Source organism: Pandoraea eparura, assembly GCF_902459725.1.
Taxonomy (GTDB): Bacteria; Pseudomonadota; Gammaproteobacteria; order Burkholderiales; family Burkholderiaceae; genus Pandoraea; species Pandoraea eparura.
Genome location: NZ_CABPSH010000003.1, coordinates 334,093 through 346,382 on the forward strand (window position 1 = coordinate 334,093; position 12,290 = coordinate 346,382).

12 protein-coding genes are annotated in these 12,290 nt (G+C 66.0%); 3 read left to right on the forward strand and 9 right to left on the reverse strand.

The genetic code is table 11. From position 1 onward, the window contains the following. Position 1 precedes the first annotated feature (1 nt). The 9 genes from PEP31012_RS09445 to PEP31012_RS09485 form a co-directional block, all read right to left on the reverse strand. Positions 2-925, reverse strand: a complete 924-nt coding sequence (locus PEP31012_RS09445) for a type II secretion system F family protein (protein WP_150589092.1) — start codon at positions 923-925, stop codon at positions 2-4. Beyond that, positions 922-2,292 (reverse strand): TadA family conjugal transfer-associated ATPase, encoded by a 1,371-nt coding sequence (locus PEP31012_RS09450; protein ID WP_150589093.1) that lies wholly within the window; start codon positions 2,290-2,292, stop codon positions 922-924. Before PEP31012_RS09450 ends, PEP31012_RS09445 begins: the two co-directional genes overlap by 4 nt. 1 nt (position 2,293) lies before the next feature. Then, positions 2,294-3,634: a hypothetical protein gene (locus PEP31012_RS09455; RefSeq protein WP_150589094.1), complete on the reverse strand. Its 1,341-nt coding sequence runs from the start codon at positions 3,632-3,634 to the stop codon at positions 2,294-2,296. 75 nt (positions 3,635-3,709) lie between these two features. Continuing rightward, the gene (locus tag PEP31012_RS09460) at positions 3,710-5,044 is read right to left on the reverse strand and encodes a type II and III secretion system protein family protein (protein ID WP_150589095.1); all 1,335 of its coding nucleotides are present in this window, start codon (positions 5,042-5,044) and stop codon (positions 3,710-3,712) included. Between the two features lie 128 nt (positions 5,045-5,172). Next, a complete protein-coding gene (cpaB, locus tag PEP31012_RS09465) occupies positions 5,173-6,192 on the reverse strand; it encodes a Flp pilus assembly protein CpaB (protein ID WP_150589096.1) in 1,020 nt (339 codons plus the stop codon). A gap of 161 nt (positions 6,193-6,353) precedes the next feature. Beyond that, complete coding sequence (locus PEP31012_RS09470; protein WP_150589097.1) at positions 6,354-6,830, reverse strand: TadE/TadG family type IV pilus assembly protein; 477 nt, start codon at positions 6,828-6,830, stop codon at positions 6,354-6,356. A gap of 232 nt (positions 6,831-7,062) precedes the next feature. Further along, the gene (locus tag PEP31012_RS09475) at positions 7,063-7,542 is read right to left on the reverse strand and encodes an A24 family peptidase (protein WP_174978179.1); all 480 of its coding nucleotides are present in this window, start codon (positions 7,540-7,542) and stop codon (positions 7,063-7,065) included. 13 nt (positions 7,543-7,555) lie between these two features. Then, entirely contained in the window at positions 7,556-7,735 is a 180-nt protein-coding gene (locus tag PEP31012_RS09480) for a Flp family type IVb pilin (protein ID WP_217427124.1), read from the reverse strand. A 208-nt stretch (positions 7,736-7,943) separates the two neighbouring features. Further along, positions 7,944-8,129, reverse strand: coding sequence for a Flp family type IVb pilin (locus tag PEP31012_RS09485; RefSeq protein WP_150589099.1), 186 nt, complete (start codon positions 8,127-8,129; stop codon positions 7,944-7,946). Between the two features lie 933 nt (positions 8,130-9,062). On the opposite strand from PEP31012_RS09485, the gene PEP31012_RS09490 reads away from it, so the two are divergent. Genes PEP31012_RS09490 through PEP31012_RS09500 form a run of 3 tightly spaced genes read left to right on the forward strand, consistent with a single transcriptional unit; the run spans position 9,063 to position 12,237 of the window. After that, complete coding sequence (locus PEP31012_RS09490) at positions 9,063-9,383, forward strand: hypothetical protein (protein WP_150589100.1); 321 nt, start codon at positions 9,063-9,065, stop codon at positions 9,381-9,383. Positions 9,384-9,411: 28 nt separating this feature from the next. Beyond that, the gene (locus tag PEP31012_RS09495) at positions 9,412-11,031 is read left to right on the forward strand and encodes a collagen-like triple helix repeat-containing protein (RefSeq protein ID WP_150589101.1); all 1,620 of its coding nucleotides are present in this window, start codon (positions 9,412-9,414) and stop codon (positions 11,029-11,031) included. A gap of 39 nt (positions 11,032-11,070) precedes the next feature. Further along, on the forward strand, positions 11,071-12,237 hold the full coding sequence (locus tag PEP31012_RS09500) for a collagen-like triple helix repeat-containing protein (RefSeq protein WP_150589102.1): 1,167 nt from the start codon (positions 11,071-11,073) through the stop codon (positions 12,235-12,237). Positions 12,238-12,290 lie beyond the last annotated feature (53 nt).

A 12,290-nucleotide genomic window follows, 5' to 3' on the forward strand; every position in this document is an offset into this window, starting at 1 on the left:
CTCACAGCGACTTCGCAAGTCGGTACAACAGGAAGCCGCCGAAGACTTCCAGACCGAGGCCGATCGCGAGCAGTCGCTGACCGGACGCCTCCTGGAACATCGGCTCGAAGAATTTCGGATTCAGCAACATCAGCACGGCACTGACGATGATCGGCAGGGCGGCCAGCACCCAGGCCGACATCCGTGTCTCGGAAGACAACGCGTAAAGCTCCGCTTGCGCCTGCTCGCGATCGCGCATGAAGCCGGCCATGCGCGAGAGAATCTGGTCGGCGCGCCCCCCGAATCGGGTGGACAGGTCGACCACCGATGCGAACAGGTAGATCTCTTCAACGTGATACACCCGCGCGATCTGTTTGAGCGCCACGTCGAGATCGACGCCGGCCTGCACCTGTCGCACGGCACGGTCCAGCAATTCGCGCAATGGCATATCAGCATTGCCGGCGGCGGTCTGGAACGCGGCCGGCAGACTATTGCCAACGGTCAGCATCCGCACCATCCCGTCGAGAAAGATCGGCAACTGACGCACGATGTTGCGATGCCGGCGCGCCGCCTTGAACCAGTAGCGCAGCACCGTACCCACCACGTACAGCAACAACACGACGATGGCCGAGAGCGGTCCGTGCCACGCCCAGAACAGAATCACCAGCAGCAGGCCGGGCGCGATCAGCATCGTGTAGAACATCGGATCGGTGTGTACGCCCGCCCGCTCGAAGAAGAACTCCCACGGCAGCGACTTGCGGCGTGGCGCACGCGTGGCGGCGCCCTCGTTCGCCGCGAACCGCGGCGCATTCTGGGCGAGCTGCTGCTCGAGAAACGCGCTCGTCGCCTGCGCTCTCACGCGCAGGTGGGTACGGCGCCATAGCTCCAGCCCTGCCGCAATCAGCAGCAGGGCGATGCCGACGACCCACAACACGATGACATTCATCGACGGCGTCCGAAGAAGCCACCCCCGCCGCCCGAATCCGGTGGGGGGTTGCTCTGCGCCTGCGCGGCTGCCGCCGCATGGCGTGTCAGCTCCTTGAACCGCTGCAACTTCGGCGAGTGCGGCTGCAGGCCGAGCGAGATCCAACGATCCTTCTCTTCGCCGTCGGGCCCCACGACCGACTCGTGCCGGAACAGCTCCTGCGTCGAGATCACGGTATCCGACACCCCGGTCACTTCGGTAATCGACAAAATGCGCCGGCGCCCGCTCGACAACCGGCCAATCTGCACGATGAAATCGAGCGCGCTCGTGATCTGCCGGCGCAGGCTGCTCTCGCTGCCCTGAAACCCGGCAAAGCCCGCGAGCATCTCCAGGCGGTAGAGGCATTCGCGCGGCGAGTTGGCGTGGATCGTCGCCATCGAGCCTTCGTGGCCGGTATTCATCGCCTGCATCATTTCCAGCACTTCGGAGCCGCGCACTTCGCCCACGATGATGCGGTCGGGACGCATGCGCAAACTGTTGCGAATCAGGTCGCGAATCGACACCTCGCCCGATCCGTCGAAGCCGCCCTGACGCGATTCGAGCCGTACCACGTGCGGGTGGTTGAGCGAGAGTTCGGCCGTGTCCTCGACGGTCACCACGCGCTCGGTCGCCGGGATGAAGCTGGCCAGCGCGTTAAGCAGCGACGTCTTGCCCGAACTGGTGCCGCCGGAGACAAGAATATTGCAGCGCGAGCGAACCGCCGCGTCGAGCAGCGCATAAATCTCTTCGTTGAAGCTGCCGAGCGCGAGCAGGTCGGACGGCTTGAGCGGATCCTTGCGAAACTTGCGAATCGAGACCACCGGTCCGTCGACGGCCAGCGGCTCGATCACGACGTTCAGACGTCCGCCGTCGGGCAGGCGCGCATCGACCATTGGGTTCGACTCGTCGAGACGACGGCCGATGGGGGCGAGAATGCGCCGCACGATGCGCAGCAGATGCTGATTGTCCGAGAAGCGCAGTGCTTCGCGCGCCAGCACCCCCTGACGCGACACATAAACATCGTTGTAGCCGTTGATCAGAATGTCCTCCACCGCCGGATCCGCGAGCAGATCCTCGATGGGGCCGAAGCCGGCAAGCTCTTTCGTGAGCGCATCGGAGATCTGGCGCAGCTCCGATTCGTTGATCGGGATGCGGCGCAAACGTACGAAACCGTCCATCTCCAGATCGACGAACTGCTGGATCGCGCTGCGGCTCCAGCGCCCGAACTCCGCACCGAGTTCCTCGATTCGCGCGAGCAGATGTTCGTGTGCCGCGGTCTTGATGTCCTGAAACTGCTGTGAATTGGCGAACGCGCGCTTGTCGTCGGCAAATTCGATGGAGTCGGTCATATCAGTGCTTTCCCATGAATCGGCCCAGCCAGCCCGACGAATGACGTTGTGCCGCCGCCCCCGCATGTTGCGCGCTGAGCAGTCGTTCGACGAGCGGTTGCAACGCGCGCACGTACGGATCGCTACGCGCGGTATCGAGAATCAACTTGCCCTGATTGGTCGCCGAGAGCATGGCCAACGGGCGGTCGGGCAGCGTGGCGAGCAGCGGAATCTCGAAACGCTTGGCGATCTGGTCGGCCGCCATGCCGTAACGCGGATCGTAGCGGTTGAGCACGAGCTGCAGGTGATGGCGCTCCACACTCTTCTCTTCGAGATCGCGCAGCATCGACGCGAGCGAAACGATCGCGCCCACGCTCTGGTCGACCACGAGCCAGACCTCGTCGGCGGCGCGCACGAGGCTCGCGACGAACGCCGGATTCGAGAAGCCGCCAAGATCGGCAACGATCAGATCGAAGAACGCGCGCAGACGGTCGGTGAGCGCCAGCGCATCGGCCGCCGCCACGCTGCGCATGTCGCCGAGATCGAGCGGCAGCGGCAACACCGCCAAGCCGCTTGGCGTATGCGAGACGGCCGTGTGCACGAGGGTTTCATCGAAACGTCGCAGGTTCTGCACCGCTTCGGCGAAGCTGAACTGGCTTTGCGTATTGAGATACAGCAGGCCGTCACCGGACGGCAGGCCGAGATCGAGCAGCGCCACGTGACCGAGCAGCGAGGCATCGAACTTGTCGTCCTTGTTCGCCGGCGCCTTCGCGGCCCGGGTCGCCTTCTCGGGATGCGCGCCGACGACCATCTCCTGCCCGAGCTGCGAAAGATGCGCGGCGAGTGTGCTGCATCCGACACCGATTCGGGCGCCGAGCAACACCACGAAGCGCCCGTGACGCTGGGGCGCAACGGCGCTGGGCGGTGGCGTTTGATCGATCACCCGGCGGATGACATCAAGCGCCTCCTCGTGCGTCGAATGCATGTCGATGAAGTCGTGGACCCCGGCGCGGATGGCCGCCTTCATGCCATCGGCGCGCACCATCGATCCCACCGCCACCAACGGCAGTTTGGGCGCGACACGTTTGAGCATCTGCGCGAGTTCGATGGCACCGGCAAAGCTGCCGTCGGCGGTGTCGTCGGCATGGCCGCTCGGCTCGCCGGAAAAATCGAGCAATACGACCTGCGGGTCGAGATCGCCGATGCGCTGCTGCAATTGCGCCGGACGACCGGCCTCCTGCAGCACCACGCCCTCATCGCGCAACGCCGCCGAGAGCCACTGACCGTGGCCTGCGTGCGCGCTGCAAAAGAGGAAGCGATGCAACTCCGTCATGGTGTCCAGTATTCGCGTCGGTGCGTTCATGTTTGCACTCCTGACTTCCCTGCCCCGGCTGTCGCCCGGTTGCCGCTCGGTACCGCCTGCGTGCGCGGTTCGGCGCTATTTCGAAAACCCCGGCAATTCACTATCGCTTGCCACACCCATCAGGTAGGCGCCCCATACCGGCCCCGGGCGACGCTCACGCGTATCTCCCGGCAGTGGCATCGCCACGCCCTTCGCCATCGGTTTGACCAGATGTGGCGTGACCACGATCACCAGTTCCTTCTCGGCGCTGTTGTACTTCAAATTGCGGAAAAAGGCGCCGATAAACGGCAGATCGCCGAGCAGCGGCACCTTGTCAACCGCGGCGGTCGTCGTGCGCGAGATCAGGCCGCCGATGACGAAACTCTCGCCGTCGCCCAACTCCACCGTCGTGTCCGCGCGGCGCGTCGTGATCGCGGGAATTTGCGTCGATTCGGTCACGATGGCGTTCGTATAGTCGATGTCCGACGCCTCGGGCGCCACCTTCAGCGCGATGCGATTCGGCGCAAGGATCGTCGGCGTGACCGTGAGCCCCACGCCAAACGGCTTGTAGACAATCGTGGTCGTGCCCAGACCACCCGACTGCGGCACCGGAATCTCGCCGCCCGCGAGAAAGCTCGCGCTCTGTCCCGAGAGCGCCACCAGCGTCGGTGCCGCCAGCACCCGGCCGAGACCGTTCGATTGCAGCAGGTCGATCTGCGCCGACATGCTGAATGCGCCACGGGTAATCGAGCCGAAGAACGAGCCGAAGTTGGGTACGGTGCTCGCCCCGCCACTACCACCAAAGGCGGAGTTGAGCGCCGAACCCACGCCGAAGCTGCCCGAGCCGGTCTTCTTCGATGCGCCGAAGCTCGCTCCCAACTGATTGAGAATATTGCGATTGATCTCGACAATCTTCACGTCGACCTGCACGACACCGGTATCCCCAACCGTCGAACGATCGACGACGACGCCGCCCTTGCCCGCCGCATCGACCGCCGCCGACTGCAGGCCACTGTGTTCAACAACGGTATTCGCGTGGCCCTTGATGAGGGCCGCGCCGCCGCGCGCGTCAACACTGGCCGTACCGGTATCGCCCAGGGCGCTTTGCACGCTGCCTATCACGTGGACTTCCCAGCGCACCGGTTCGCCGCCGCGCGGCCACGCAGCGATCTGCGTAGTGCCCGCCGTTTTCCCGACGACCAGCACCGAGCCGCGTCGTCCGCCCGAGCCTTTGAGCACGACAACGTCCGCAACCGCGGGATCGGCCACGGCAACGCGCTCGAGCGAGCCCGGCACTTGCAACTCGCGTTGCTCGTGAACGCCCAGCGTCAGCGAACGCGATCCGGCACGCGAGGTGGCGTCGGCGGCATCGGCCAAACGCACCGAACCCGTGGCAGCGCACGCGAGCAGCGCGGCAAGGCACAACAGCATGCCGGTCACGCGTCGGGGCTGTTGTCTGGCAGTGCGAACCTGGCTTCTGATCATGGCGTGGCTATATCGGTCACTGTGTTGGTTAAGTGGCGTGGCGTTTCAGGTCGAACGTCGAGGTCTCGGCAATCTCAGTACGCGGCGGTGCTTTGCTGCGCGCCACGTACGACCTCGATCGTGGCGCCGCCGCCCCTGGCGCCCGGCTGACGCGGCGTTGCCGCCGGCGCACGCGGCGGCGCGCCGGCGAGTCCGGTCGCGGCAATCCCGGCGTAGGCCTGGTTCTCGGGCGTATCGAGCGCCGCCTTGTCTTCGCCCTTGAGTCCGGGCTTGCCCGCGAGCACCGGCGGTGGCGACGGGAACAGCGACGTGTCGGGTTTGGCGTCGTCGCCTGGGTTGCGCAGCGCCAGCGTGATCTTGCCCTGTTGCGTGCCGAGCACCACACGGTTGACGTCGGCCACTGGCACGGCCACGACGGCGGCCGTTGCCGGCATGGGCGGTTGGCCGTTGACGCCCGGTTGCCCGGGCGCCGGGGCCGTCGTCGTGGCGCCCTGCACGCTGGACGCCACACTCGGGGACGCCGGCGGCGGCGCCACGTCGTCGAGCGAGGCATTACCGTAGCTCAGCACCCGCACGCGCGAGGCCAGCAGACGCGCCTGCGTATCATCGACCAAGCCCACGGCCGGTCCTGCCGGCCGATTGGTTTTCATCGTGAAGAAGACATCGACGTAATCGCCCGGACGGATGCGGTTGCTTACGCCAATGGTTTCCGACACGGCAATCGCGACGGCACGCTCGCCCGGCGCGAGCTGCATGGCGAGGCCGTGCGCGAGCGTGTTCTGCGTGACCGGCACGCCAGGCGCGAGCGCGACAAGCGGCACGCGGCCCACGACGTCGGCCGGGTTGGCGAAGCCACCGACGGTCTGAGTGTCGAACGTCACGAGCTTCACCCCTTCGGCATCGATGGGTTGGCCCGGCGCGAGGGCCTTGGCCGCCACCACGGCCGGGTAGCGCTGCGTGAGCGTCTGGGTGACCGGCGAAGGCGTGGCGGCCGGCGCCGGTGCGTTGGCCGTGCCGAGGCGCAACGCGAAGAGCGCGAGCAACACACCAGCGACGACCAGCACAGCAGCAAGAATCTTGGTGGCTTTGTTCATGGCTTGGGGCCTGTCGGCCGTTCAGTCACAACTTGCGGGACGCCGGCGAACCGGCGGCATGACAACTCGGCATAACCGCACATCTTTTTTCTGTCTCCCGGAGCGGATGACCTTGGCACCGGCGCGACGCTCGCTGATCCGCCCCCACACGTTCGCGTCACTTAACTGCCGCCCAGCGTTGACGTGTCCAGCGTGACCGCAGCGGTGCCGACCACGTGTTGCGGCACGAGCGCGCCCAGCCCCGGCCAATTGACGGTCATGGGCTGCGTCAGCGTCAACGTCACGTGAACGATGCATTGCGAACTGGCACTGGTGCCCGACGCCGGGCAAGGATAGGTCGCATCGGGGGTGAAGCCGGCGCTCACGGCCGACGCCGATGGCCAGGTCAGCGTGGTATTGATCGCCTGCGTGGCATACCCCTGACGCTGCGCCATCGTACCGGCGCGCAACATCGCACGGCCAGCCTCGGAGGCGGCCTGCGTCAGCATCTGCCGGGCAAGAATGGTGATGGAGAAGGCAACGGCGACATAGAACGCGGGCAGCAGAATCGTCAGGATCAGCATGAATTCCAGCGCAGCGACGCCGCGCGAGCGCGCGCCTCGCAACCCGGATCCCGCCTGTGCCCCAAACACCTTCATGACGATGCTCCCCGTCGCTCACGGCACTGTGTGGCCGTGTTTGGCGACGCATTGTTCCTACCCATTTGCGCGGCGTCGCCCGCGCCTCTCGTTTCTCGTTATTACGGTGCCGCTTTGCGCAGCACTCGTCATTGCCTGCCTTCGTATGCGTCGTGGAGACTCGCACGACGTACCGCTACCTCACGCACTACAACTGCGACTAGCTCAACCGCCTGGACAGCCACTGCATCGATTACCGCACCACGAGCGCCGCCGCTGCCAGATAGGCCCCGTAGGGCAATCCGACGCGACCGGCACGCCATTGCAAAATCCTTTGCCAGGCTGCGCAGGCGCCCAGTGCATCACGCCATCGCGAGAGCCACTTGACCCGCGCCGTCAACAGCACCAGCGCATGCACGCCTGCCGCCACGCTCGCCAGACACCAGACCGGCAGCAGTGCCGAGTAACCCGCCACCAGCCCGATCAATGCGAAGAGCTTGACGTCGCCCGCCGCCATCACGTTTCGCCACCAGAAAGGCAGCAATGCGATCAATCCGAGCAGCCCGCCGACTCCATGAACCCACAACGCGCGAGGCTCACCATGCCATGCCTGCCACCCAATCCAGATGACGGCCATCCCCGCCACGCTCAGCAGCCACGCATTGGGGATGCGGCGCGCAACCAGGTCGGTGATCACGATCGGCACGCACAACAGCCACAGCAAGATCAGCACGGCGTGTCTCGCGTCAGTGATTCACGGCAGTCGCTGCGACCGACGTGACGTTGCTGAACACGTTGGTGAGCACGGTCGTCAAATTGGTGAAGACGGTCGCGCCGACCAAGATCACCACGACCGCGGCCAGGATGCCATACTCGAGCGCCGTCACACCTTTCTGCCCAGACAGACCGCGCTGCCGTCCGTTCATCCCTGCTCGCATTGCCCGCATGACTCGCATCCTCGCGAATACCGCCACCCACGCACCTGAAAGACGCCGCGAAGCTACGGTGTCCTTCCCAATACTGTCAAACGCAACCCTCGCTTCGACTGCTCAAGTCTCATGCAGGGGCTTGTCGCCTTCGCGCCAGCGCGACATATCGCTGACCGGCGCCAAAGCGGTTTGCGGTGCGGGGGTTTCAGGAGCCGACGGACGTGATGACCGACGTGATCTTCGCAAAGACGGAAGTGAACACCCCTGACAGGTTCGTGTAGACAGCACCACCGATCAGCACGGCCACGATCGCGGCGAGAATGCCGTACTCCAGTGCGGTGACCCCACGTTCGTCACGCACGAACAGCCGAATGCGATTGCCGAGTTTCATATCACGCTCCCACAAAAAAGGCGTCAAGCGCCCATTCGGGCACAACGACGCATCAGCGGCCATCCGGTCGCCGACGCACGTGCGCCGTATCGCTCATCTCTTCTTGAATTCGGCCTCGGGTTCGTTGCGCCGCGTGGCTCGCGAACCTCTTTTACCTTGTACGCCAATACTTTCAAGCTTGTTGGTCCAGCCTTTTGGCGGCGTACGCTTTTTTCGATGCTAATTTAAACCGATCAACAAAAACTAGAGTCTTGCTACCAATCACCCTGAAGAATGTAAGAAAGCGTTACCTCGATAGATCAAACAATACTCCAAAACCAGGTAATACAACGCCCGCGAGGGAAAACCATGATGGGTGTCCCACCACACACGCGCACGCGCACGCGCACGCAATACTTGTAGCACCTAATTAAATAGCGATTCAACTGGTTCAGCGATAGCGCCCCACGCGCGCTTCATCGACGCAAGAGCGCTTCGCCGTCGTCGATCGCCTCGCAATCTTCGCCACGCCCGCCTCACGCTACCAAGAGGATTGGCTCGACAGCGCCGCGATATCGGGCTTCCACGCCTTTCCCTTCCTTACGCAGGTCGCCAAGCCCATGGCCAGCCGATTTGCTTCGTATTTCTACACGACTCGACAGCAATTTTTCCGGAGACGTTACGTAACGTTACCCGTAACGCCCCCCGTAACGGGAACAGCATTTCGCCCGAGAGCCGTCAATTTTCGATGGCGTTAACCCTGATTTGCCTCCCTTTCTGCGATCGGCGATCCCTCGATTCAAAAGATTCTTGCTTTCCGAAACGCAAGTAAATACAGGCTTTTCAGCCTATCGACAGAAAAAATAGAACTGTTATTCAAACCCGGCCTTAACGATTGGCACAGCTCTTGCGCATATCCCAGCATCGCAACGCTGAAGATCACCGGGGGACACCATGATCATTGGCAATACCAAACAAACGATGCCGCACTGCGCTGCCCTCTCGGCCGGGCAGCAACGCATCGCCGCAATGCAGCGCAGCGCTGCTGCCGGCAACGATCGTAGAGGCGCAAGCCCAGGGAGGGGCGGTGCACAAGGCGGTGGCGTACGCGCCACCGCCACACCGACCGATTCGAACAGCACCACGCGCGCCTCCCGCGCGTCTTCGGCCCGGGCGATGACCGGCCCCGACAGCGCAGTCGTCGATGCGCTCCTGTTCGCACTGATTGCACAACGCATGAACAGCCGAATGGCGGCGCAAGACACGCCTGCCTGACGACCCACACAGACCAGAGGACACCATCATGAAAAACATCCAACGCCATCTTCTCGCTTCCGCCTGCCTGCTTGCGATTGTCACGATGACCGGCTGCGCAAGTTCTGGCTCGGGCGGCACCAGCGGCTCGCTCGGCGACAGCGGCACCAGCGCGGGCACCGGCGGTGGAGGCGGCACGGGCGCCGGGACGGTGACCGACGGCTCGAGCCTCGGCAGCAACGGGGGCGGCGGCGGAAGCGGCGGCAATGGCAATGGCAGCGGGGACGGCGGCACCGGCACGAGCGCCGCGACCAATCCGATCGGCACCGTGGCCGCCACCGCAAGCACGGGTGTCGTGACGCAAGTCGGCAAGACTGTCAGCGATCTGGGCACCACGCTTGCCGGCACGCAACTCCCGCTGGTCAGCACGCAGACGCAAAGCGGTCTGGCGGGCGCCGCCGTCTCGACCGGCAACGCCGTGCAGACCCTCGGCAACGGCATCACGAACGGTCTCGGCAAGCTGGGCTCGGTGAGCGATCCGCTCAATCCGACGCTTGCCAGCGTGGGCGGTGCGGTCACCGACCTCGGCACGGCCGGCACCCAACTGGGTAGTGCCGTCGCCGGCCTCGGGCAGACCGGCCCGCTCGCCAACACGCCGGTCAATGGCGTGACATCGCTGCTCGGCGGTGTCGTGACATCGGTCGGCATGGCGGGCCAGAGTCTGGGCAACGGCCTGACGCAAACGATCACGAGCGGCCCCGTACAGCAACTGACGACGTCGCTGTCGTCGGCCATCACGCCGATCACGAACGTCGTGACCAACACCACGCAAACGGTAGGTAACACGACAGGCCTCGGCGCGCCGGTGGTCGGACTGCTGGCGCAAATCGGCGGCGGCCTGGCCGGTGTCGGCACCCAGATCGCCGGTCAGGTCAACAACCCGGCGGCCACCGACGTCGGCGGCATCGTCGCGGGTGTCGGCAACACCGTGGCCAGCCTGGGCGGCGCGGCCCATGGCACGCCGACGAGCACCAACCCGCTCGCCCCCCTCACCTCGGCCCTTGGCGGGCTGACGGGTGGCCTCGGTGGTGGATCGGGCTCGGGTCCGCTCGCCCCCGTCACGAATCTCGTTTCCGGCCTGACCGGTGCACTCGGTGGCGCCGCGGGCGGCACCTCGAGCAGCAACCCGCTCGCCCCCGTCACGAACCTCGTCTCCGGCCTGACCGGCACACTCGGTGGTGCCGCGGGCGGCACCTCGGGCAGCAACCCGCTCGCCCCCGTCACGAACCTCGTCTCCGGCCTGACCGGCGCCCTCGGTGGCGCCACTGGCGGCACCTCGGGCAGCAACCCGCTCGCTCCCGTTACGAACCTCGTCTCCGGCCTGACCGGCGCACTCGGTGGTGCCACCGGCGGAACATCGGGCAGCGGCCCGCTCGCCCCCGTCACGAGCCTGGTGTCCGGTCTGACCGGCGCACTCGGCAGCGCCACTGGCGGGGCATCGACGGGGACGGGCGGCACGGCGGCAGGCAGTGCCCTGGCGCCGGTGACGACACTGCTCGGTTCCGTGACGGGCGCGCTCGGCGGTGCCACGGGCTCGGGGAGCAGCAGCAGCGGCCCGCTCGCGCCGGTGACCGGCCTGCTCGGCGGTTTGCTCGGCGCCAAGAAGTAACCAGACAACCATTCAGCACGATCAAGGGAGATAGACATCATGACCCACGCACTTCAACGCACCCTCCTGGCTTCGGCCGCCATCGCACTCATCGCCCTGACCGGCTGCTCCAGCGGCGGTGGCGGCAGCGGCGCTTCAGCCGGCACCTCGGGCAGCCCGAACGCTGTCGGCACGACGGCCAGCGGCGCCGGCGGTATCGTGAGCTCCGCCGGTAACGTCGTCAGCGCGCTGGGCGACCAGGTGTCCAGCACCCAATTGCCGCTCGTGTCCTCGCAAGCGTCGCAAGGCTTCGGCGGTGCGCTCACGCAGACCGGCAACGCCGTCACCGCCCTTGGCAACGGCGTAAGCAGCGGTCTCGGCCAAACGGGTGCCTCGTCGGATCCCGTCGGCACCACGCTCGCAAGCACGGGCAATGTCGTGACCGACCTCGGCCAGGCGGGCGTGTCGCTGGGTAGCGGCGTCGCCGGCATCGGCAAGAGCGGCCCGCTGGCAGGCACACCGGTCGACACGCTCACCGGCGCGGTCGGCAACGTCGTCGCGACCGTCGGCCAGGGCGGCATTGCGGGCGGCGCGATCCTGAAGCAGGCCTTCACGGGCGGCCCGGTCGTGCAGGCCACGACGGCACTCTCATCGGCCATCACGCCGATCACCAATGTGGTGTCGGACACGACCCGCACGGTAGGGACGACCACGGGCCTGGGCAGTCAGGCACAGGGCCTGCTGCAGACGGTGGGCGGCGCGGTCTCCACGGTCGGCACGACGATGCAGGGAACGTCGTCGAACCCGGTCGTGACTGCACTCGGTAACACGGTGATTGCCACCGGCAACACCGTCGGCGGCGGCGGCACGTTCCTGAACGGCAGCACCTCCACCGGCTCGGCGAACCCGTTCGGCTCGCTGCTGGGCAACCTGGGCACGACGACGGCCGGCGGGTCATCGAACCCGCTCGGCTCGGTCACGGGCCTGCTCGGCGGCGTCGGCGGATCGAGCAGCGGCAGCCCGCTCGCCCCGGTCACCGGTCTGCTCGGCAGTGTGAGCGGCGCCACCTCGGGCGGCAGCAGCAGCCCGCTGGCGCCGGTCACGAGCCTGCTCTCCGGCGTGACGAGTACGGCTGGCGGCAGCTCGGGCGGCGCGACGGGCGGTCTCACGGGACTGCTCGCCCCGGTCACCAGCCTGCTCGGTAGTGTGGCCAGCGTCGGCAAGTAATCGCCAGTCCAGCCGTGGTGCGCGCCCATCGTGCGCGCACCACATGATTTATC